Source organism: Streptomyces sp. NPDC090445 (assembly GCF_044769385.1).
Classification (GTDB): Bacteria; Actinomycetota; Actinomycetes; order Streptomycetales; family Streptomycetaceae; genus Streptomyces.
In genome coordinates, this window is sequence record NZ_JBIVXV010000016.1 from 133,532 (window position 1) to 154,453 (window position 20,922).

Below are 20,922 nucleotides of genomic sequence, written 5' to 3' on the forward strand. Positions count from 1 at the left end.
GGGGGGTTCTCTTCCTCTCCCCCCCCCCGGGGCCGGGGGGGGGGGGCCGGGGGGCGGGGGTGTTCCGGGGGGCCCCCCCCCCCCACGCCCTGCACGCCTACGATGTGCAGCCCCTCGGCGACGGATCCTGGCTCACCGGCGACCCCACCGGGCGTCCGGTCCGCCGGCGCGCGTGACGTGCGCGGGTTACGACTCCTTGCCGCGCTGGGCGCGCCATGCCACGAAGGCGACGAGCCCGCCCACGGTGAGGGCGCCGGCCTTCACCGCCAGCTTGAGGGACAGCCAACCGGTCAGGAACGGCACGTGCCAGTCCATCCGCCACACGAGGGCGAGAGCGCCAAGGCCGACGAGAATGCCGACGGCAACGCCCACGGCGGTCTTCCAGCGTGCGGGCTCACCGGTCTGCTCCACCTTTTCCTCTGTCATGACCACAACGCTAATGGCCGCTTAATCCCTGGATGTACTCCGAACGGATGAGGGCCGTGTCATCGAAAGTTGATGCGCCCTGCGATCGGTGCGGGACCGTCAGGACGTCTGCCGGAGCTGCTCGTTCTCCTCCTCACGGTCGCCGCCGGCGCCCTCGGCGGCGACCTGTGGGCCAACGGGCCGCTGCGCCGTGCGGTGGCCTTCCCCGGCGGCCGCAGTACCGCCTGCCCGGCGGGAGGTGATCCATGCCGCGATGGGCTGGGTGTAGCGGGCCGACAGGGGGCCGAGTATGACGAGGATGAGGACGTACGCGGTCGCGAGCGGGCCCAGCGCGGGCTCGATGCCGGCGGTGACGGCGAGTCCGGCGATGACGATGGAGAACTCGCCGCGGGCCACCAGGGTGCCGCCGGCCCGCCAGCGGCCGTTGGCCCCGATCCCGGCGCGCTTCGCGGCCCAGTAGCCGGTCGCGATCTTCGTGCCGGCGGTGACCACGGCCAGCGCGAGCGCGGGCAGCAGCACCGGCGGGATGCTGGCGGGGTCCGTGTGCAGGCCGAAGAAGACGAAGAACACGGCGGCGAAGAGGTCCCGCAGCGGGCTGAGCAGGGTGTGCGTGCCCTCGGCGACCTCGCCGGAGAGGGCTATGCCGACGAGGAAGGCGCCGACGGCCGCGGAGACCTGGAGCTGCTGGGCGATGCCCGCGACGAGCAGGGTCAGACCGAGGACGACGAGCAGGAGCTTCTCGGGGTCGTCGCTGGAGACGAAGCGGGAGATGACCCGCCCGTAGCGGACGGCGACGAAGAGCACGGCACCGGCCACGCCGAGCGCGATGGCGAGGGTGGCGCTGCCCGCGGCGAGGCCGACCCCGGCCAGGAGGGCGGTGATGATGGGCAGGTAGACCGCCATGGCGAGGTCTTCGAGGACCAGGATGCTCAGGATGACCGGGGTCTCGCGGTTGCCGAGCCGGCCGAGGTCTCCCATGACCTTGGCGATGACGCCGGAGGAGGAGATCCAGGTGACGCCGGCCAGGACCACGGCCGCGACCGGCCCCCAGCCCATCAGCAGCGCGGCGGCGGCGCCGGGCAGGGCGTTGAGGGCGCAGTCGACGAGGCCGGCCGGGTACTGGGTGCGCAGGTTCGACACGAGGTCGTTGGCGGTGTACTCCAGGCCCAGCATCAGCAGCAGGAGGATGACGCCGATCTCGGCGCCGATGGCGACGAACTCCTCGCTCGCGCCCAGCGGGAGCAGGCCGCCGGTGCCGAAGGCCAGGCCGGCCAGCAGGTAGAGGGGGATCGGCGAGAACCTCAGCCGGCCCGCGACCCGGCCGAGCAGGCCCAGGCCGAGGAGGATCGCACCGAACTCGATCAGGAAGAGGGCGGAGTGCACGGGCGCCTCACTCCCGTCCGAGTATCGCGGCGGCCGCGTCGACGCCCTCGCGGGTGCCGATGACGATCAGGGTGTCCCCGCCGGCCAGCCGGAAGTCCGGCCCCGGGGACGGCCTGGCCTCCGCCCGCCGCAGGACGGCGACGACCGACACGCCCGTCTCGGTCCGCATCCGCGTCTCGCCCAGCACGCGGCCGTTCCAGTGCGACTGCCCGGACAGTTCGATGCGCTCGGCGACCAGACCCAGCTCGGTCGTGTGGAGGAGGTTCGGGCTGTGGTGGGCGGGCATCAGCGCGTCGATCAGGGCCGCGCTCTCGCCCGAGGTGAGGTGGAGCGACTGCAGGCAGTCGTCCGGGTCGTCGGCGCGGTAGACGTTCACGCTGCGGGTGCCGTCGCGGTGGGCGATCACCGACAGGTGCCGGCGTTCGCGGGTGGTGAGGTCGTACTGGACCCCGATGCCGGGCAGCGGCGTGGTCCTCATCCGTGGAGCAGGCACAGCCCATCCCCCTCGTGTCGTTCCGTGCAGAATGCGGCAGCGGTGTGTCGCGGGATGTCCTGCGGAAGGATCCCGGGCCGCGGCGGGAACATGCTGCCATCTTGTGAGCTGCGGGAATATGGGTGCCGCCACGGATGGACAGGGGTGCCCGGGCCGGTCGAGGATGGGGCGGGGAAGCAGGCTCCGTCGCGGGCGGGACCGGTTCCGGAAGAGGACGGCGGGAGCGGTACCGGAGGGGATGGCGGGAGTGGTACCGGAGAGGGTCGGGCACGCCGGGAAGGGCATGGGACGGACGGTGTCACTGTACTGGCGGATCTTCCTGCTGAACGCGGCCGTTCTCGTCCTCAGCGTCGCCCTGCTCTTCGGGCCGGTCACCGTCTCCACGCCGGTGCTCTTCGGCGAGGGGATCGTCCTGATCTGCGGGCTGGTCGTGATGCTGGTGCTGAACGCGGTCCTGCTCCGCGTCGGCCTGGCGCCGCTGGGCAGGCTGAACCGGGCCATGGCCACGGCGGACCTCCTCCACCCCGGGGAACGGCCGCAGGTCAGCGGGCAGGGCGAGATCGCCCGCCTCACCGGCACCTTCAACGCCATGCTCGACCGGCTGGAGGCCGAGCGCGCCGCCAGCAGCGGGCGGGTCCTGACCGCCCTCGAAGCCGAACGGCAGCGCATCGCCCAGGAACTCCACGACGAGATCGGGCAGACCCTCACCGCCGTCCTGCTACAGCTGGGGCACGCCGCCCGCCATGCGCCGCCGGACGTGCGCGAGGACCTGCACCAGGCCCAGGAGACCACCCGGGCCAGCCTGGAGGAGATCCGCCGCATCGCGCGGCGCCTGCGGCCCGGCGTCCTCGAGGAACTCGGCCTGCACAGCGCGCTGCGCTCCCTGGGCTCCGAGTTCACCGCCCACCGGCTGTCCGTGGCCGTGCACATCGTGCCCGGCCTGCCCGGGCTCGACCCGGCGACGGAGCTCGTCGTCTACCGGGTCGCGCAGGAGGCCCTGACCAACTCGGCCCGCCACTCCGGCGCGTCCCGGGTGGAGCTGCGGCTGGGACCGCTGCCGGGTGGCGGTACCGTCCTCCTCGTGCGCGACAACGGACGCGGACGGGGAACGGCACCCGAAGGAGCCGGGATCAGCGGCATGCGGGAACGCGCCCTGCTCATCGGCGCCGAACTCCTGATCGGGCCCGGAGCCGAGGGCAGCGGCACGGACGTCCGCCTGAACATCGCCCCGCCCGCGCCCACCCCCGACCCCGACCCCGCATCCACTCCAGGAAACGAGCGATGACTGCACCCGCTGCCGGCCGGCCCGCCCGGATCCTCCTCGTCGACGACCACGCGCTCGTACGGAGCGGTGTGCGGCTGATCCTGAATGCGGAACCCGACCTGGAGGTCGTCGCCGAAGCGGGTGACGGCACGGAGGCCATCGCGGCCGCCCGCGCGGACTCCGGCCTGGACCTCGCCGTCCTCGACATCGCCATGCCCCGCACCACCGGTCTCCAGGCGGCCCGCGAGCTGGCCCGCATCCGGCCCGGCCTGCGGATCCTGATGCTGACCATGTACGACAACGAGCAGTACTTCTTCGAGGCGCTGCGGGTCGGCGCCAACGGGTACGTCCCCAAGTCCGTCGCCGACCGCGACCTCGTGGAGGCCTGCCGGGCCGCCCTGCGCGACGAGCCCTTCATCTACCCGGGCGCGGAGTCGGCCCTGATCCGCAGCTACCTCGAACGGGCCCGCTCCGGGGCGTCGCTGCCCGACAGGCCGATCACCGACCGCGAGGAGGAGATCCTCAAGCTCGTCGCCGAGGGCCACACCTCCAAGCAGATCGCCGACCTCCTCGTCATCAGCCCGAAAACGGTCGAACGCCACCGCGCCAACATGCTCCAGAAGCTGGGCCTGAACGACCGCCTGGAGCTCACCCGCTACGCCATCCGCGTGGGCCTCATCGAACCCTGACCCCGGCGAAGCCCCGACCGGTGAAGGCGCGGGCAGGCGGGGGCGGGTGCGGACGCCCGGTGCTCGTTGCTGCCTACAGGTGGTTGCGGGTGGCGGGTCTTGCTGCCGCGGTACGGGTACTGCATGACGCAGAAGAAGGACAAGGCAGGTGACGGCCGGAGCGGCGAGCGGCCCCGAGGCCGCAGCGGGGAACCGTCTTCGCGGCGCTCGCCGGGACCCTGATCGGGGCCCTGGCCGGTCTCACGGGCAGCATGCTCGCCTACTTCGAGGCCAAGGACACCCACCGTGCCGAAGCCGAAGCCCGGCGGGCGGACATCCGGCGGGCCGCCTGCGTCGAGCTCGCGGCGAGCACGAACAAGTACGTGCAGCAGGCCACCCAGCTGCTGAGCGTCAGCCTCGACCCCACCAAGAGCGCGGACGACCGACGGCGTCAGTTCGAGGACAGGTACGCGCCGGCCAACACCGACCTGGCGCGGGCGGTCACGACCGTACGCCTCGTGACGACCGGGAACGGCAGGCGCGACCTGGAGAAGGTCGGTGCCCTGTCGGCTCGTGTGGGGGAGATCGCGACCGACAGGTACGTCGAGGGGCCGGAAGGCGTCGATGTGAAGAAGACCGGCGCCGCGTTCGACGAGGCGGTCCGGCAGCAGCCGGCGGCGTTGCAGACGCTCATGGACCGGGCGGCCGACGAATCGTTGTAGGAGCCCCGGAGCCCCGGAGCCTTCTCCCGGTCGCCCTCCCCGGGCCGTGGCTCAGACGGCGGAGGGGAGGGCGAGGCCGGCGTAGACCTGGTTGAGGACGGTCGGCAGCAGGGCGTTGGCCGTGGCCTTGCCGTCCGGGGAGACGGTGAGGTTGGTCCAGACGACGAGGGTGACCCCGTTGTCGGGGTCGTGGCCGATGAAGGAGTTGTAGCCGGGCAGCTCGCCGCCGTGGAAGTACATCGCTGCCCGCGGGCCGAACCGCTGGTGGGCGATGCCGTACCCGTACTTCTGCCCGTCGGGTGCGGCCGGGTCCTCGGCCTGCGGGCTGTCCAGCCACTGCTGCTGCGTCGCGGGACCGAGGACCTTGCCGGTCGTGAGGGAGCGGATCCAGGTGGCCGCGTCGTCCGCGCTGGAGATGGCGGCTCCGGCTCCGGCGGCGTAGGAGGGGTTCTGGTGCGTGTAGTCGATCGGCTTCAGCTTCCCCGAGCGGGCGGCTGCCCGGAGGTCCGCCGGGTAGGGCTTGTCTACGAGGGCGTAGCCGGTTCCTCCGTACATGTAGCCGTGGCTGTACGGGGTGGGGACGGACGTGTCGTGGATGGCGGGGAACGACGTCCGGCCGAGGCCGAGGGGTGTGTACAGCCGGTCCTGGAGCTGTTGGGCCAGCGGGGCGCCGCCCGCCTTCTCGGCGACGAGGCCCAGGAGCACGTAGTTGGTGTTGTTGTACTCGTACTCGGCGCCGGGCGCGGAGTTCGGCGGCTGCGCGAAGGCGATGTCCAGCATCTGCCGGGGCGTGCGCGCTGCGGCGGGTTCGGCGTCCAGGGAGGCCGCGAGCTCGGGCGAGTCGGTGTAGTTGTACAGCCCGCTGCGCATCTTCAGCAGCTGGATGAGGGTGATGTTCTGCCCGTTGGGCACGTCCCGGACGTAGTCGGACACCGGGTCGCTCAGCCGGAGTCTGCCGTCCTGGGCGAGGAGGAGGATCAGCGCCGAGGTCATCGTCTTGGTGTTGGACGCGATCCGGAAGTGGTCGGCCGCGGTGGGCGTCCGGCTCTTGTCCAGCTCCGCGGTGCCGACACCCACCTCGAACGTTCCCTGCGGGGTGGTGAGCAGGACGAGGGCGCCGGGAACCGTCATCTTCTTCGTCGCGGCTTCCACGGCGTTCCGGAGCGCGGCCGGGTCGATGGTCTTCAGTGCGGGCCCGGACGGGGTGGGGTCGGGGGTGCTCGCTGCCGTCGCAACCGGAACGGCGGAGGGGGCTGCGCAGTCCGCGCCGGCCGCCGGCAGGGCGAGGCCCGCGACCAGCAGGGCCGTGCACGCGGCGGGGAGGGCCGCACGGCGGACGGTGCGCGCCGTCCTTCGGGAGTTCGTCATGTCGGCCTCGCAGCCTTCATGCGCGGCAACCCCGAACCGCGAGCGGGGGCAAAGCAGAACAAAGGTCATTTTATCACCGTGCGGTGCAGGGGACCTTCCGGCGGACTCCCGGCGGAACCGGCGGGTGGGGTTGCGGCGTTGTGAACACAGGGCGCGACCGATCGCGGCGGGGAGGAAGACATGGGAGAGATCGCGGGCGCACGCGACAGACTCCATCGGGAGGCAGAGGCCGTACGGGGGTGCCTGCGGGCGCTCGCGGAGCAGTTGACGCCGGGTCAGGAACCCGGGTTCGCCGTGTCCCGCAAGCCGTTCAGGGACGGCGGGACGGCGCCCGCCACCTACCACCACGCGTTCATCGAGCGCGTGGAGGCCCGCGAGGCGCGGCCGCCGCGGAATGCGTACGAGCCCGGACTCGCGGCGCGTGCGGCCGCCGTCCTGCTCGCCGCCGACGGCTGGGACACCGGCGGGCAGCAGCCCGATGCGGAGGGCCGGGAGGTGAGGGGCGTGCTGCGGGGCGGGGCGTGGGTCCGCGTCTGTGTTTCCGCCCACCGGAGCTCGGTGCTGTACGAGGGGCGGACCGCGGACGTCGCCCTGTACGAGCCGGAGCCGCACGTGCAGCCCGAACCGTCGGCGACGCCGGAGACGCTGTGGGCCGGGCACGAGCTCTGCCACGAGTGCGACGGCCTGGGGTGGTGCCCCGCCTGCGAAGGGGAGGGCTGGGTCCTCGGCGGCCGCCCCGGCTGGGGCGCGGGGTCCAGACCGCGGGACCCCAACCGGCTGGGGCGCTGCCCGCTGTGCTCCACCCGGCGAATATGCCCGATCTGCAACGGTGCCGGGCAGGTGCGCGCGGGCTCCGACCCGTACGAACGGTAGGCGGCGCGGGCGGCGGGTAGGCGGCGCGGGCGGCCGCAGCCGCGCCGGGCCCGGCAGAGGCCGTCAGGTCCGGTGCGGCCCGACTGCCGTGTGACGGCCGGTTGCGGGGGCCGATCCGCTGCTGCCCGTCAGGCCTGCACGGGACCGCGGGCCGGCGCCGGGTCGAGGGAGTCGGCGTCCTCCATGAAGCTCAGCATCCGGGCGTTGACCACGTCGGGGTGGTCGATCGACGGTCCGTGGCCCGTCTGGGCGATGATCTCGGCGCGAGCGCCGGAGATCAGCCGCGGCACGCGCTCCAGCTGCACCTTCGGCCGCAGGAGCAGGCTGCGCTTGCCCATGATCAGGTAGAACGGCGTCCGGATGGAGCGCAGCTCGTCCTCGGTCAGCGGCAGCGGTGCAGGCCGGCGGATCCGGAAGGCCTTCACGCCCGCGTGGATCCACGCGCGCAGCTCGGGAACGATGATGACCGGCTGCTCCAGCCACTTGGCCAGAGCCGGGCGCAGCGCCTTCGGGGCGAAGGTGGCGAAGAGGCTGGCGAAGATCCACACGAAGAACCGCAGGCCGACCTTCTCCAGGCCGCCCGGGTCGAGGGCGGTGACCGAGGCGAGCCGGCCGGGCCTGAGGTGGGCCTGGTTGACGACGAGCCAGCCGCCGTAGGAGGAGCCGACGAGGTGGACGCGGTCGAGGCCGAGTGCGTCGAGGGCCTCGTCGAGCCACTGGGCAGCGCGCTCGGGCTGCCACATCGGCTCGCGGTGGACGCTTCGGCCGGGATCGCCGGGGGTGTCGAGGGCGTAGACCGGGCGTTCGGCGCCGAGCGCGGGGGTGTTGGGGTACCACATCGCGGAGCAGCCGCCCGAGCCGTGGATCAGGACGACGGGGGTGCGCGCCTCGGCGGCGGGGTCCGCGGGGCCGTACCGGTAGACGTGGGTGGTGCCGAAGCTCGTCTCGACGTCCGTCTCGGAGCGGACGGGGGCGCCCATCGCGAGGAGGACGTCCGAGGCGGCGAAGTAGCGGTCGCGCAAGGTGTCGTTGACGTAGCGGCCGACGTCACGGCGGGCGCGGGGTCGCGTCATGGTTCCGGTCACGGGTACCTCCTGGAATCCGTTCTTCGTAATACGAACGTACCACAAAGATGGTACGGCGGTATCATGAAAGGGGCCCGGGGAGCCGGGCGCGCGAGACGCACGAGGACAGGCGGAGACAACCACATGCCGAAACGCGTGGACCACGACGAACGCCGGACACAGATCGCCGAGGCCCTGATCCGCGTGGCCGGCCGGCGCGGACTGCACGCGGTCGGCATGCGCGACGTGGCCGCCGAGGCGGGGGTGTCCCTGCGGCTCGTGCAGTACTACTTCCAGACCAAGGAGAACCTGCTCTTCCACGGGCTCCAGCACCTCACCGGCCGCTACACCGCACGCGTCGGCGCGCGCCTCGCCGCCGTCCCCGATCCGGGCCCGCGCGCGACCGTCGAGGCGCTGCTGCTCGCCTCCCTGCCCACCGACGAGGAGAGCCGCACCTTCCACCTCCTGTACACCTCGTACGCGATCCTGTCGGTGACCGACGAAGGGCTGGCCGCCCAGCCGTTCATCGACAATCCCAACGCCGCGGAGGACGCAGTGGCCGGCATGCTCCTCAAGGCGCAGGAAGCGGGGCTGGCGAACCCCGGCATCGACGCGCGCACGGAGGCGATCAGCCTGCTCGCCATGACCGCCACCATGGGGACGAGCATCATCGTCGGCCAGCGCACGCCCGAGTCGGCCGTCGCCGTCCTGCAGCACCACCTGGACCGCATCTTCAGAGAGGCACACGGCTGACCCGCGGGCGAAGCCCGGACGGACGTCGCGGCCCTCGAAGAGGCGTGCTTCGAGCCCCATGTGACGTGATGCCAGGCCCGCACGGCACTGCCATCGCCCTGGACGGCGGCCGCCGGATCGGCAGGGCGGCGGCATCGGTCCGGGGACTCGGGTCAGGCGGGGACGGCAGGGGGCGTGCGGATCGCGTCAAGGTCCGGCTCGACACATAGCCCGGAGGCGTCCAATCCGCTGGTTTCGCCTCGGCGTCCTCCGCCCGCGGCGTAGCGTGGCCGCATGAGCGATGTCGCGGAGGGCACGGGCCCGACGCCGGACGCGAAGCCGAAGCCGCCTTCCCGGGAGCGGGCGCGGCTGGCGGTGCGGAACCGGCAGACGGCCGCGCTGGTGTACCGGTCGGACGAGTGGGCGGCGAACAAGGCCGCCGGGGAGGCCCTGGCCACGGTCCGCGGCTGGGGGTACGGCGAACTGGACGCGGACGACCTGGACGAGGTGATGCGGCTGCTCGTCGGCGCGGTCGTCGCGGACGGCGGGAAACGGGTCAGCGTGCACCTCGCGGACCAGGACCGGTCCGTCCTCGTCCTCGTCCTCAGCCACCGCGTCGACGGGGGCCGCGGTGAGCAGCAGCTGCTCGGCGACCTCGCGACCGTGCCGAGCGTGCACACCTGCGGCAGCGACATCGGTGAGGACGGCCGGCGCGTGTGGGCGCTCCTGGAGGCGCACCCGCGGCCCCGGCGGACGGGCCGAGTCGCATAACCCGGCCCACCGCGCCCACGCCCGGCGGCTTCGCCCCCCGCCGACCCGCTGCCGGCCGGCGGGCTCGCCCATGTGCGTACCCTGCCGGGGCCCTGCCGGGGCCCTGCCGGATCCTGTCGGCGGCGGGGTGTCGGTGGTCAGCAGCCCATGGCCCAGGTGTGCGAGTCGCCGTTGTCGTTGGCCGCGCTGTTGTAGCCGACCTCCTGGCCGGGGGTGAGGCAGATGGTCATGTGCCCGCCCTGCTGTGCACTGGAGTACACCTTCACGTGGTCCTTGATGCCGGGGCCGGAGATGCCGTGGTTGGCCCAGGAGGAGTCCTCGTCGGCGATCCAGCTCTCCCACCAGCCGTCGTCGCCGCTCCAGTTGGCGCGCTGGCCCTTGAAGTCGGCGTGCTCCCAGGCGCAGAACTCGCCGCTCGGGCAGTCCGCCGCCCCGGCCGGTCCGGCCGCGGCCAGGCCGCCGGTGAGGACGAGGAAGGCCGCGGCGGCGGCGGTGAGCAGCTTGCTCTTCTTCATGCGGTTCATCAGGAGACGTTGCCTTTCCGGTGAGGGGTGGAGCGGTCGGCCAGCAGGCCGGCCGCGCGGTGCAGTGCGCGGTCGCGCAGCCGGTCGTAGGTGGTGAGTTCCTCGCGGTGCGCGGCGCGGACCTGGGCGAGCCGGGCGGGCTCCAGCCGGTTCCGCAGCCCCTCCAGGCCGCTCCTGCGGATGCAGTCGGTGTCCCGGTCTCCGCACGCCGCCCTGCGGGCGAGGGCCTCCCGGTACGCGGGGTCCTCGCGGAGCCGGGCCTGGGCCTCGGCGCGCAGGTTGTTGACGGTGACCTCGGCGCGGAACCAGCGGGCCTGGTCGCCGTAGAGGTAGCGGTGCGCCTCGGGGAGGCAGCCGTCGGTGTGGGTGCGTACGGTGTGGCCGGTGGCCAGCGTGATCGACAGTTCGGCGGGGTCGGAGCCGAACAGTGCCTCCTCCCGGGGAGGCGGGCCGGCCGCGCCGCGTGCGGTGAGGCAGCGGTCGACCAGTACCTGCTGGGCCGCTTTGATCAGGTCACTGCGGCCCTGCTCCGAGGTGGGGAGGGCCGGCCGGGGCGCTGCCGCGCAGCCCGCGGCGCACAGCACGGCCAGCACGAGACCCGCCGCTGTCCGGCCGATCGCCCGCACCCGGGCAGCGCTGCATTCCACACCCCCTCAAACGATCAAGGACGGCCGACGACACGGTGCGCGCCCCTCACATCCCGACGGCCGCCGGGAGCGCGGTCCGTCCGCCCGCCGGACGGCGGACGGACCGCGGACGGACCGCGGACGGACGGCGGACGGACGGCGGTGGGTCAGTCCTCGCCCAGGATGATGTGCTCCTCGACCGCGGGCTCCGGCCTGTTCTCGGCGCTGCGGCGGACGCTCTCGGCCGGCCCGGGACGAGGGGTGGTGCGCCTGGCCTCTTCGGGCTGGTCCGTGCTGGCGTAGTCGTTCCGCATCATGGTCTTCCTTTCATCCGATCGGGGCGGAGGTCGTGTGCGCTCCTTCCCGGCGACCGAGCAAAAAACAGGACGCGACCACACTGTGACGGGCCGCACGACACGCCGCCCCCGGTGGGGCGCCGTCCGGGTGACGCGCCCGCGCCGGCCCGCGGCTGAACGTGCCCGCCCGCAGGCCGCTACCGACGAGCAGGGTCGTCGTGCATGGGCGATGTCCTCGTCGACGTCGACGAGGAGACGGTGCCCTCGCTGTTGCGGGAGCAGCACCCCCGCGGCCGTGGACCGTCGCGACCACAGGGGGTGGCCGCCCCCGCCGCGCCTGACGGCCGCCGCACGTCGTGCTCCGGCATGGTGCCGTGCGGCGACCCCGCCCGCCGCTCCTGGCGCCGGAGCCCTGACGTAGGGTCACGGTGAGACCAGCCGCCGCATCGAAGGACCAACGCATGCCCGAACTGCCCGCGCCCGTCCGGCTCGGGACGGCGGTGAGGAGCGGGCCCCGACGGTTCCTGCTGTCGTGGTGGCCGTGGCGCTGCTGGCTCCACCTGGCCTCCGGGGCCTTGGTGGGGTACGTGGTGCTGGTCGTGCTCGCCGTGCTGATCGGCGCCGGGGTGCTGTTGTCCTGGCTGGGCATCGGGCTGTTGCTGCTCACCGCGGCGGTCCTGACCGCCGTACCCGTCGGCGCGCTGGAGCGGCGGCGGCTGCTCCTGGTGGAGCCGGAGCGGATCGCGGACCCGCACGCCCCGGCAGCCGGCGCCGGGCCGATGAGCCGGCTGCGGACCCGGCTCCGGGAACGGGCCACCTGGCGCGAGCTGGGGTACGCCGCCCTGCTCGCGGCGGTGTTCGGGCCGGCCGGGCTCGGGGTGACCGCCCTGCTCGCCTTCTCCACGATGCTGGTCGCGAGCCCCGTCATCGTGTGGGCCCTGGCACCGGAAACCGTGATGCTGATCCCCGGGCGCGCGGTCTCCGGCCCCCTGGAGGCCCTGGGCGGCACCGCCGCCGGGCTGCTCGGGCTGGTCCTCGCGGCGTACACGGCCGGACTGATCGCCGGCACGCAGGTGCGTCTGGCGCGGGCCCTGCTCGGGCCGCGCGAGGAGGACGTCCGGGTGGTGGAGCTGACCCGCTCCCGGATCCGGCTCGTCGACGCCTTCGAGGCCGAACGGCGGCGGATCGAACGGGACTTGCACGACGGCGCCCAGCAGCAGCTGGTGGCCCTGAGCATGACCCTGGGGCTGGCCGAACGGGAGCTGCGCGGGGTGCCGGAGGCGGCGAGGACGGCCGAACTGGTCGCCCGGGGGCGGGCGGAGGCCAAGCAGGCACTGGCTCAACTCCGGGAGCTGGTGCGGGGCATCCATCCGCAGGTGCTGACCGATCACGGACTGGCGGCGGCGGTCACGGAGCTCGCGCTGCGGCACCCGGTTCCGGTGACGGCCGACCTGGACGGGCTGCCGCGGCTGCCCGACGCGGTCGAGGCCACCGCGTACTTCTGCGTGGCGGAGGCCCTGGCCAACGCGGCCAAGCACAGCGGGGCCGGCCGGGTGGAGGTCGCGGGCCGGGTCGTGGACGGGAAGCTGGCCCTCACGGTCACGGACGACGGCCGCGGCGGGGCCGAACCGGCCGCCGGGGCGGGCCTGGTGGGGCTGGCGGACCGGCTGGCCGTGCTGCGGGGCAGACTGGTGGTGTCGAGTCCGGTGGGCGGGCCGACCGTACTGCGGGTGGAGGTGCCGTGCTCCGGCTGATCCTGGCCGAGGATTCCGTGCTGTTGCGGGCCGGGCTGACCGAGGTGCTGTCCCGCAGCGGGCACGAGGTGGTCGCGGCCGTCGGCGACGCGGAGGCGCTGATGCGGGCCGTGGCCGCGGAACGGCCCGACGTGGTGGTCACCGACGTGCGGATGCCGCCCGACTTCCGGGACGAGGGTCTGCGAGCGGTCCTGGAACTGCGCGCCGCCGATCCGTCGTTGCCGGTGCTGGTGCTGTCCCAGTACGTGGCGACGGCGTACGCGGCGCGCCTGTTCGACGGGAGCGCCGGCGGGACGGGCGGTACGGGCGGTACGGGTGCCGTGGGCGGGCTCGGCTACCTGCTGAAGGACCGCGTCGGCGAGGTCGACGAGTTCCTCGACGCGCTGGAACGGGTGGCCGGCGGGCAGACCGTGCTGGATCCGGAGGTGATCCGCGTGCTGCTGAACCACCGTCCGGCGGACCACCCGCTGGGCCGGCTCACCCCGCGGGAACGGGAGGTGCTGGCGCTGATGGCGGAGGGGCTCAACAACCAGGCCGTGGCGGCCCGGCTGTTCGTGACCGAGGCGGCCGTGGTGAAGCACGCGAGCAGCATCTTCATGAAGCTGGCGCTCGACCCTGCGGAGGGCAACCGGCGGGTCCTGGCCGTCCTCGCCCACCTGCGGGGCTCCGCCGGCTGACGGCCGCCGCGGGACGGCCGGCCCGGGTGCTCAGCGGCCGGCTCGGGTGCTCAGCGGCCCGGCCCGGGTGCTCAGCGGCCGGTCGGCGCGCGGTACGGTCCGGTCCGTGCGCAGTCCGGTCCGGCCGGTGCGCGCCGCGGTCCGGCCGGCGCCGCATGCGCGGGTGCCGACGAGGAGGCGATGATCCGGGACGGCAGCGGCGACGGCACCGCGGCCGGAGCCGCCGACCGCGCCCACAGCACCAGCAGGACCGGCAGCGCCAGGTACCCGAACCGCCCCGCGGGGGCCAGCAGGAACGCCACCGTCAGGCCGATGGCCAGCCGGTCGGCGGCGGCGACGACGGTCCGCGGCGGCCGCAGCACCAGCGACGCGGCCACCGCCGCACCGCCGAGGAGCAGCAGGGCCACCGTCACCCACCAGCCCCACGGCCCGAGTTCGCTGATCAGGTGGCCGGGCAGCGGGCTCCTCGCCGGAGTCGCCACCTCGGCCCGCCCGGTCGGGAACGCGAACACCTGCCGGACCAGTTCGGCGGGCTGCAGCAGGGCCGCCGGCAGCACCGCCACCGCCGTTCCCGCCGCCGCGATCGCCCCGCACCGCACGGCCGCACGCCACCCGTACACCGCGGCCAGCAGCACCACCGCGACCGGGACGGCCGGCCAGGCCGTCCACTTCACCGCACACGCACCGGCCAGCACGATGCCGGCGAGCACCGGCCGTCCGGTCGCGGCGGCGGCCAGCGCCAGGCAGCACAGCCCCGCCAACGGCAGGTCCACCCCGCTCACCGCCAGCGGCAGCGCCACCACCGGGGAGGCGACCAGCACCGGGGTCAGCCCCCGCAGCCCGGCGCCGCGTTCGCCGAGGAGCCGTCGCCCGCCGTACATCCCGCCGAGCAGCGCTGCGGCACACCAGATCCGGGCGTCCCCGAGCAGCCGGGGCAGCCCGCCGGATTCCCCGAGCAGCGCCCGCGGTATCCCGAACAGCGCCATGCCCGGCAGGTACGGGGTGTACTCCTCGACCCGGCCGGGCCGGTCGACGTACGGGCTGCCGGAGTCCAGCAGCAGGCGGCCGGACCGTTCGATGACGGCGACCTCCGACTGGCCCTGCCCGGTCCACACCAGGTACAGCAGCGGGACGGCGACCGCTCCGGCCAGCGCGAGCGCGAGGGCGGCGCGGGGCCGCCGCAGCCCGGTGGCGCAGGCGGCGCCGAGGTATCCGGCGGCCGCGCACCACCCCCACAGCCGGTGCGTGGCCAGCGTGGACACCAGCGGGAACGACAGTGCCCAGGCGGCCGCGCACAGCCAGCCGAAGGCCCACCAGGAGGGTCGGGAGGAGTTCATGCCCCCATTGCAGCCGCGGCCACCCCTCCGGGTCTGCCCACCCAGACGGACACTTCGGGGTCGGGTTTCCCCTACCCCGAGGGGCCGTGGGCGGCTCAGGCGAGGTTCTTCTCCAGGGCGTGGACGTACTGCTTGACCGGGTGGTCGCGGAGCGCGTCGCCGGCCGGGGCGAGGAGGTCGGCGGTGGCGCCCTTGACGCGGTCGGTGAGTGCTCCGGCCAGGGGCATGGACGAGCGGACCTTGCCGGTGGAGTCGATGTAGCGCAGGGTCTCGGCGTGCGTGTAGACCGGCTCGGGCGGCAGCTGGGGGACGATGTCGTTGTTGTTGACGAACCGGTGCAGGCGGTCCTTGAACCCCTTGTTGCAGGCGGCGGCGAGGAGCCGGTCGCAGGTGCGGGGCTGGCCGAAGGTGTAGATGCCGTCCGCCTGCAGCCGGGGCTCTTCCAGGTACATGCGGCAGCCGGCGAGCATGGCGAGGGCACCGCCGAGGCTGTGCCCGGTGAACCAGACGCTCTGCCCGTTGTCGCGCAGCTCTTCCAGGGTGTCCCGGACGGCGGGGAAGACGGAGTCGAGGGCCTGGCCGAAGCCGTAGTGGATGTAGCCCGTCCGGGCCGGGCCGGGCCAGGGCGGGGTGGTGGCGTCGGAGAGCCAGTCGCGGATTTGGGCGGGCTCGGTGCCGCGGAACGCGGTGATGATCATGTGGTCGCTGGCCATGGTGTACGCCTGGGTGTCCGCCAGCGGGAAGGGAGGGGTGAACCGGGTGTGGTGGTGGCGTACCCGGTCGAAGCCCCACTCACGGGCCTGGCGTTCGATGGTGGCTTCGTCCTTGTACGCCAGCTCGGCGGCCCGGACCATGCTGTAGGCCAGCGGCAGGCTGTAGGTCTTGGCGTGGTGGTCGATCGTTTCGGGCACGGGCATTTCCCGGTCACCTTCCTCGCGGGGCGTGCTGCGGCTGTCCCGCGCACCGTTCCCCGCCCGCCACCCCGATCAGGCCCGGCGTCACTCCCCCGGGCGCGCAGGATCGATTCGCCGACCCCCGCCCGGCCCAACCCGCACCGCCGCGCGTCCGCGCACCCGTCTCGCATCCGCCGCGTGTCCGCCGCGTGACGCGGGCCGGTGGGCGGCCCGGGCCGAGGGCTTTCGACGCCCTGGCCCGTAGCCGCCCGCCCCCCGCCCGCCGGCCGGCCGACCTGCTGTCTGCCTGTCTGCCTGGCGAGCCGGTCCGCGGACCCGGATTGCGGTGGGGCCGTCAGGCCTTCGGCAGGAACGCCTGCTTGCTCGCACAGGTCCACACCGTGGCCCGGCCGACCCCGTTCTCGTCGAGGACGCTGCCGCCGACCCGGTCGTCGTCGGTGACCGCGTGGGCGCTGCCGCGGCGCGGACCGGAGCCGCCGGGGAGGGCCAGCACCGGGCCCTTCCCGGGCCAGTACGCGGGCTGCGTGCTCTTGCGCCAGCCCTCCTCGAACGAGACGGCCGCGCCGACCACCGCCCCGCTGGTGGGGCTGGTCGCATCCAGGGACAGGTCCTCCTCACCGGCCAGCCGGCCGGGCTCGGCGGGGAGCGCGTCGTACGGCTGCTTCCAGGTCGCCGCCCGGAAGTGCTGCAGTTCGCGCCAGGCCGTCCACTCGTGGCCGACCACCCGGCCGCGGTTGTCGATGGCGCTGCCGATCGTGGAGTACATCTGCGCCTCCTGGTTCCACGCCTGGAGGCTGTACGGCGGGTAGCCGCCGGCCGGCCAGACCACCGGGTAGGAGCGCAGGATGATCTCGTCGGTCTCCTGGTTCCAGTACTCGCTGTACAGGTTGCCGAGGATGTCCCCGCGCTTGTTGATCGAGCTGACGGAGAGCCTGCTGTTCGGGTAGGCGTCGGCGGGTGCCGGGAGTTCGCGGACCACCGAGCCGTTCGCCCACTCCTTCGCGACACCGTTCTCGCTGGTGACCACGCGGCCGGTGGCGCTGACCGCGGCGGCCGCGCCGTACCGGCCCGGGGTGGTCAGCAGCCGGACGGCGGCGTCGCCCGGCCGGTAGCTGAACGCGGCCTTGGTGTCGATGTCGCGCGTCAGCGTGCCGGCCATCAGGCCGTTGTCGCTGACGGAGGTGACCGTGCCCCCGGTCCAGCCGTCGGGCATCGGCACGGCGTGCGCGGTGGTCCCGGTCCAGTAGACCGGCACGCCGTTGCTCGTGCCGACCGCGAGGTCGCCGCGGCCCAGGCCGTGCACCGTCCCGCTGCGTGTCGGCCCGTCGGCCGACAGTGCGTCCAGCGTCCGGAGTTCCGGTGCGCAGCCCGCGGCACCGGCCGGCCCCGCGGCTGTGATCAGTCCTGCAAGTGCGACGGCGGCCGCAGCCGCGGCCATGCTCTTCCGCATACGGAGAATCCCCCTGGTTGTGGCATGTACGAGCCACATACTGCCGGGAAAACGGGCGGAATGGTACAGACCGCTTGTGATCATTCGCTGGTGCGGGATCGCGCGTCGGCGGGGCGGCGTGTGCTTCGATGAGGGCGTGGAGAGCATCGCACGGCAGCTCCTGGCCAAGGGGTTCGGCCTGCCGAGCGGCTTGCCGGGCCGTCTCGGCGGCCGGCTCATGGCCCACGGCAACGCCGCCACCGAGCGCCGTGCGGTCGCCGTCGCCGCGCCCGCCGAACACGACGTCGTCGTCGTCATCGGCCCGGGCCCGGGCGTCGGGCTCGAAGCCGCCGCCCGGTGCTCGGCCCACGTCGTCGGCATCGACCCCTCCGAGCTCATGCTCGCCACCGCCCGCCGCCGCTGCGCGGCCCCGATCGCCCGGGGCCGGCTCCGCCTCGCCCTCGGCACCGCCGCCCGCACCGGTGAACCCGACGCCTCCGCCGACGTCGTCATCTCCGTCAACAACCTCCACCTCTGGCCCGACGTACCCGCCGCCCTGGCCGAACTCCACCGCGTCCTGCGACCGGGCGGCCGTCTGGTCCTCTCCGCCCACGAGAAGTGGCTCCCCGCCGGCCTCCCCGCGCTCGCCGGCGTGGTCGTCGCGGCCGGGTTCGGCTCCGTCCGCACGTGGACCTGGGAACCCCCGAGCCGCATGGCATCGACCGCGGCGCAACTGAGCGCGGTACGCACGTAGCTTCGCGGGCGGGCTGCCGCGGCGGTCAGCGCGTCTGCGCCCTCCACGCGGCGAACAGGTCGGACTGCACCCGGGCAGCCATTCGAAGGGTTCGTCGGCGGCGGGGTCCTGGCCGTCATGGTGGAGGAAGGACTCCCGGAGGTCGCTCGGAAAGGTCACCCCCATCGCCTTCTCCGCCTTCTCGATGCGTTCCGGTGATGTGCCGGGCCGGAGGCGGAGCGAGCGGCCCGCGCGCGTACGCGCCCACGTTTCGAGCTCCTCCCAGAGGGTGACTACCGCGTCGCCCATGTCCCGTTCCCGTCACTGACCCGGTGTCGTCCCCGGCACCCTACGCACCCCCGTCGGGCCGGTCAGCGGCGGGCGGCGCGGTCCACGAGCCAGTCGAGGGCGGCCGGGCCGGCACCGAGGACGGAGATGTGCCCGTCGGACGGGCTCAGCCGCAGTTCCGCGGCCGGGCAGTGGCGAACGAGCCACTGGCTGTGCCCGCTCGGCACGACCCGGTCCCGGCCGCCGTGCAGGAGGAGGACCGGCGCCGGAACCCGCGCCGGATCGGCTCCCCAGGGGGCGACGAAGGCCAGGTCGTCGTCGATCAGCCCGCCCGGGCCGGCCTCCACGGCAGGACCGACGACGTCGCCGAACCAGGACCAGTCGCCGGAGAGCGCGGCGTCGTCCGCGGGCGTGAACATGCCCGGGTCGAACACGGCACTCGCCTCGTACTGCTCTTTTGCGGCGCGCCCTGCGGCGGCTGCCCGCAGGGACGCGGCGCCGGCTTCCGTCATGCCCGCGTACCAGTCGAGCCCTTCGGCGCCGAGCGGGGCCAGTCCGGCTGCGCAGACCACCGCGAGGACCCGGTCGGCCAGCAGGGCCCCGCAGGCCAGAGCGTGCGGGCCGCCACCGGAGTGGCCCATGACCGCGAAGCGGTCGACGCCCAGCGCGTCGGTGACGGCGGCCACGTCGGCGGCGGCCGAGGCGACGTCCCGGCCGGGACGCGGGGTGGACCCGCCGTAGCCCGGCCGGTCGTACGACACCCAGCGGATGCCGAGCCGGTCGGCGGCGGGGAAGAGGGGCACGGGCGGTGCGCCGATGTTCGGCGTGCCGTGGTGCCAGACGACGGTGAGGCGTTCGCCGCCGGGCGCGTGGGCGCCGGTGTCGTAGACGTGCAGCACGCGACCGTCGCTCAGCTCCAGGTCGGTTTCCTCCGCCGCCAACTCCCCACCCCTGTACGCGAACGTCCTCGGCCACCCGCCGCCCGGAGGCCCGAAGCTACTGCGGACCGGTCTCGGGTGACAACGACTGGACGCGGCCGGCAAAGGGCGCCGAGGGGGCTGCCCCGGCCGAGGGTTGGGGTCCGCTCGGATGATCACTGCGGTGGAGGAGCGATGACAGAACCGGACCTGGAGTTCCTGGGGTGCCGCCGGAGGCCGGGGACGCCCACCGGCAGCTGCTGCGCACGGGCGGCACCGCCGGGGCGGCCGGCTCCGCGCCGGATCTCGTCGGCCTCGGCCTGGTCACCGAGTCCACGACCGGCGTCAGCGAGTCCACGACCGGCGTCCTCCGGCCCGTACCGCAGCGGCGCCCCTGCGGGGCGGGGTCAGGTGTCGGGCATCAGCCGCAGGGCGTGCAGTGCCACGGCGAGGTCGGTGATCGCGCGGGGGTCGCGCAGTGAGCGCCCCGTCAGCTCCTCCAGCCGGTGCAGGCGGTAGCGGACGGTGTTGCGGTGGCAGTACAGGAGCCGCGCCGCGTCGGCCGTCGAGCCTGCCGCGGCGAACCAGCACTCCAGGGTCGCGAGCAGGCGGTCCCGCTCGTCGGCAGGCAGCCGCAGGACGCCTTCGAGGACGGCGCGGGCTATCCGGCCGGCCTCGTCCGGGGCCGCGGCCACCAGCAGGGCGGCCGGGCTGTTGTCGAAGCGTGCGACGCCGGCGGGGCGGCCGCGGGCACCGGTGAGCGCCAGGCGGGCGAGCCTGAGGGCCCTGGGGGTGTCCCGCAGGTCGCGGTACGGGGGGCTGACGCCGACGCGGACGGCCGCCGCCGCCCGGTGCAGGACGTGCAGGACCGCGTCGTCGGCTCCCGGGCGGCGGACGGCCACCACGCCGACGTGGAGGTCCGGCAGCAGGCGCCAGGCCGACCGCAGGTGTTCGGCGAGGAGGTGCGCCTCGATCCCGGGCAGTGCCTCCCGGCCGGGGCCGGGGACCTCGGCGGCGACCACGACGTAGGGGCCGCCGGTGGGCAGGCCGAGTACGTCGGCGGCTTCCCAGAGGGTGGTGCGGTCGGTGAGCAGGCCCGTGAACAGGGCCTCGACCATGGCCGAACGTTCCCGTTCGCGTTGCAGCACCATCTCGGCGGCCTCCTCCCGGTACGCGTCGCTCGCCGACGCCGCGAGGCCTCCGTTCACCCACCAGGCGGCCAGCGACATGATCGTTTCGGTGGTGAGGCCCTGGGTGGAGCGGGCCTCGGCGGCGATGGCGGCCCACAGGACCTCGGAGCCGACGCGGTAGGCGTGCAGCAGCTCGGCCAGCGGGGCTCCCTGGCGTGCCCGCCGGCGGCCGGTCTCCTGCGCCGACGCCCCGTCCCCGCACCGGCCGTCGACGAGCTGCCGGAGCACCTGCTCGCAGTTGCCCCGGCAGGATGCGGCCAGCTCCGCGAAGGGGACGTGCTCGTCGCCCCGGTAGTACGCCACTTCGGCACGGATGCGGCGGGCCATCCGCGTGCCCAGTTCCTCGGTGCGCGTGAGCAGCGCGGCCGCCACGGGCGCGATCTCGGCGGGTGCGTCGGGAGTGCGGCTCATGCCCGCAGGCTACAAACGGCCGTGCGCGGCAGGGGGCGCATTGTGCCCGGGGACAACGGGGG

General features: G+C 74.2%; 22 protein-coding genes and 1 pseudogene. 9 read left to right on the forward strand and 14 right to left on the reverse strand.

Translation table 11 applies throughout. The features are described from left to right. Positions 1-186: 186 nt before the first annotated feature. The 3 genes from ACIQUT_RS26465 to ACIQUT_RS26475 all read right to left on the reverse strand — a co-directional run bounded on the left by ACIQUT_RS26465 (position 187) and on the right by ACIQUT_RS26475 (position 2,287). Positions 187-426: a hypothetical protein gene (locus ACIQUT_RS26465; protein ID WP_403566249.1), complete on the reverse strand. Its 240-nt coding sequence runs from the start codon at positions 424-426 to the stop codon at positions 187-189. 99 nt (positions 427-525) lie between these two features. Next, positions 526-1,809, reverse strand: a complete 1,284-nt coding sequence (locus ACIQUT_RS26470) for a cation:proton antiporter (protein WP_403566250.1) — start codon at positions 1,807-1,809, stop codon at positions 526-528. 7 nt (positions 1,810-1,816) lie between these two features. After that, complete coding sequence (locus ACIQUT_RS26475) at positions 1,817-2,287, reverse strand: cation:proton antiporter regulatory subunit (RefSeq protein ID WP_403566252.1); 471 nt, start codon at positions 2,285-2,287, stop codon at positions 1,817-1,819. Positions 2,288-2,597: 310 nt separating this feature from the next. Here ACIQUT_RS26475 and ACIQUT_RS26480 point away from each other — a divergent pair, with 310 nt between their 5' ends. From ACIQUT_RS26480 to ACIQUT_RS26490, 3 genes are all read left to right on the forward strand, one after another. After that, positions 2,598-3,587 (forward strand): HAMP domain-containing sensor histidine kinase, encoded by a 990-nt coding sequence (locus tag ACIQUT_RS26480; RefSeq protein ID WP_403566315.1) that lies wholly within the window; start codon positions 2,598-2,600, stop codon positions 3,585-3,587. Further along, entirely contained in the window at positions 3,584-4,255 is a 672-nt protein-coding gene (locus ACIQUT_RS26485; protein WP_403566253.1) for a response regulator, read from the forward strand. Before ACIQUT_RS26480 ends, ACIQUT_RS26485 begins: the two co-directional genes overlap by 4 nt. Before the next feature lie 251 nt (positions 4,256-4,506). After that, positions 4,507-4,956: a hypothetical protein gene (locus ACIQUT_RS26490; RefSeq protein ID WP_403566255.1), complete on the forward strand. Its 450-nt coding sequence runs from the start codon at positions 4,507-4,509 to the stop codon at positions 4,954-4,956. A gap of 51 nt (positions 4,957-5,007) precedes the next feature. Here ACIQUT_RS26490 and ACIQUT_RS26495 read toward each other — a convergent pair whose 3' ends face one another. Beyond that, positions 5,008-6,324, reverse strand: coding sequence for a serine hydrolase domain-containing protein (locus ACIQUT_RS26495; RefSeq protein ID WP_403566257.1), 1,317 nt, complete (start codon positions 6,322-6,324; stop codon positions 5,008-5,010). A 180-nt stretch (positions 6,325-6,504) separates the two neighbouring features. Here ACIQUT_RS26495 and ACIQUT_RS26500 point away from each other — a divergent pair, with 180 nt between their 5' ends. Further along, positions 6,505-7,197, forward strand: a complete 693-nt coding sequence (locus ACIQUT_RS26500; protein ID WP_403566259.1) for a hypothetical protein — start codon at positions 6,505-6,507, stop codon at positions 7,195-7,197. 128 nt (positions 7,198-7,325) lie between these two features. Here the strand turns inward: ACIQUT_RS26500 and ACIQUT_RS26505 are convergent, their stop codons facing one another. Next, positions 7,326-8,270, reverse strand: coding sequence for an alpha/beta fold hydrolase (locus tag ACIQUT_RS26505; RefSeq protein ID WP_403566317.1), 945 nt, complete (start codon positions 8,268-8,270; stop codon positions 7,326-7,328). Between the two features lie 135 nt (positions 8,271-8,405). Between ACIQUT_RS26505 and ACIQUT_RS26510 the strand changes: the two genes are divergently transcribed. Continuing rightward, the gene (locus tag ACIQUT_RS26510; RefSeq protein WP_403566260.1) at positions 8,406-9,014 is read left to right on the forward strand and encodes a TetR/AcrR family transcriptional regulator; all 609 of its coding nucleotides are present in this window, start codon (positions 8,406-8,408) and stop codon (positions 9,012-9,014) included. Between the two features lie 273 nt (positions 9,015-9,287). Beyond that, positions 9,288-9,764, forward strand: a complete 477-nt coding sequence (locus tag ACIQUT_RS26515) for a hypothetical protein (RefSeq protein WP_403566262.1) — start codon at positions 9,288-9,290, stop codon at positions 9,762-9,764. A gap of 137 nt (positions 9,765-9,901) precedes the next feature. Here ACIQUT_RS26515 and ACIQUT_RS26520 read toward each other — a convergent pair whose 3' ends face one another. The 3 genes from ACIQUT_RS26520 to ACIQUT_RS26530 all read right to left on the reverse strand — a co-directional run bounded on the left by ACIQUT_RS26520 (position 9,902) and on the right by ACIQUT_RS26530 (position 11,228). After that, positions 9,902-10,279 (reverse strand): peptidase inhibitor family I36 protein, encoded by a 378-nt coding sequence (locus tag ACIQUT_RS26520; protein WP_403566318.1) that lies wholly within the window; start codon positions 10,277-10,279, stop codon positions 9,902-9,904. 8 nt (positions 10,280-10,287) lie between these two features. Beyond that, positions 10,288-10,935, reverse strand: a complete 648-nt coding sequence (locus tag ACIQUT_RS26525) for a hypothetical protein (protein ID WP_403566264.1) — start codon at positions 10,933-10,935, stop codon at positions 10,288-10,290. Positions 10,936-11,081: 146 nt separating this feature from the next. Continuing rightward, on the reverse strand, positions 11,082-11,228 hold the full coding sequence (locus tag ACIQUT_RS26530) for a hypothetical protein (RefSeq protein WP_403566266.1): 147 nt from the start codon (positions 11,226-11,228) through the stop codon (positions 11,082-11,084). A gap of 443 nt (positions 11,229-11,671) precedes the next feature. On the opposite strand from ACIQUT_RS26530, the gene ACIQUT_RS26535 reads away from it, so the two are divergent. Together ACIQUT_RS26535 and ACIQUT_RS26540 are read left to right on the forward strand one after the other, a co-directional pair. Further along, the gene (locus ACIQUT_RS26535; RefSeq protein WP_403566268.1) at positions 11,672-12,964 is read left to right on the forward strand and encodes a sensor histidine kinase; all 1,293 of its coding nucleotides are present in this window, start codon (positions 11,672-11,674) and stop codon (positions 12,962-12,964) included. Continuing rightward, entirely contained in the window at positions 12,952-13,641 is a 690-nt protein-coding gene (locus ACIQUT_RS26540) for a response regulator (protein ID WP_403566270.1), read from the forward strand. Before ACIQUT_RS26535 ends, ACIQUT_RS26540 begins: the two co-directional genes overlap by 13 nt. A 71-nt stretch (positions 13,642-13,712) precedes the next feature. Here the strand turns inward: ACIQUT_RS26540 and ACIQUT_RS26545 are convergent, their stop codons facing one another. The 3 genes from ACIQUT_RS26545 to ACIQUT_RS26555 all read right to left on the reverse strand — a co-directional run bounded on the left by ACIQUT_RS26545 (position 13,713) and on the right by ACIQUT_RS26555 (position 17,342). Next, positions 13,713-14,978, reverse strand: coding sequence for a glycosyltransferase 87 family protein (locus tag ACIQUT_RS26545; protein ID WP_403566272.1), 1,266 nt, complete (start codon positions 14,976-14,978; stop codon positions 13,713-13,715). Positions 14,979-15,073: 95 nt separating this feature from the next. Further along, positions 15,074-15,895 (reverse strand): lipase family protein, encoded by an 822-nt coding sequence (locus tag ACIQUT_RS26550; RefSeq protein WP_403566274.1) that lies wholly within the window; start codon positions 15,893-15,895, stop codon positions 15,074-15,076. 331 nt (positions 15,896-16,226) lie between these two features. Continuing rightward, positions 16,227-17,342, reverse strand: a complete 1,116-nt coding sequence (locus tag ACIQUT_RS26555; RefSeq protein ID WP_403566276.1) for a hypothetical protein — start codon at positions 17,340-17,342, stop codon at positions 16,227-16,229. Positions 17,343-17,478: 136 nt separating this feature from the next. Between ACIQUT_RS26555 and ACIQUT_RS26560 the strand changes: the two genes are divergently transcribed. Next, complete coding sequence (locus tag ACIQUT_RS26560) at positions 17,479-18,075, forward strand: class I SAM-dependent methyltransferase (protein WP_403566279.1); 597 nt, start codon at positions 17,479-17,481, stop codon at positions 18,073-18,075. A gap of 102 nt (positions 18,076-18,177) precedes the next feature. Here ACIQUT_RS26560 and ACIQUT_RS26565 read toward each other — a convergent pair. The 3 genes and pseudogenes from ACIQUT_RS26565 to ACIQUT_RS26575 all read right to left on the reverse strand — a co-directional run. After that, a pseudogene (locus ACIQUT_RS26565) lies at positions 18,178-18,363 on the reverse strand (SMI1/KNR4 family protein); the annotation flags it as partial. A 62-nt stretch (positions 18,364-18,425) separates the two neighbouring features. Next, positions 18,426-19,283, reverse strand: coding sequence for an alpha/beta fold hydrolase (locus ACIQUT_RS26570; RefSeq protein WP_403566281.1), 858 nt, complete (start codon positions 19,281-19,283; stop codon positions 18,426-18,428). A 383-nt stretch (positions 19,284-19,666) separates the two neighbouring features. Further along, entirely contained in the window at positions 19,667-20,860 is a 1,194-nt protein-coding gene (locus ACIQUT_RS26575; protein ID WP_403566283.1) for a PucR family transcriptional regulator, read from the reverse strand. Positions 20,861-20,922: the final 62 nt, after the last annotated feature.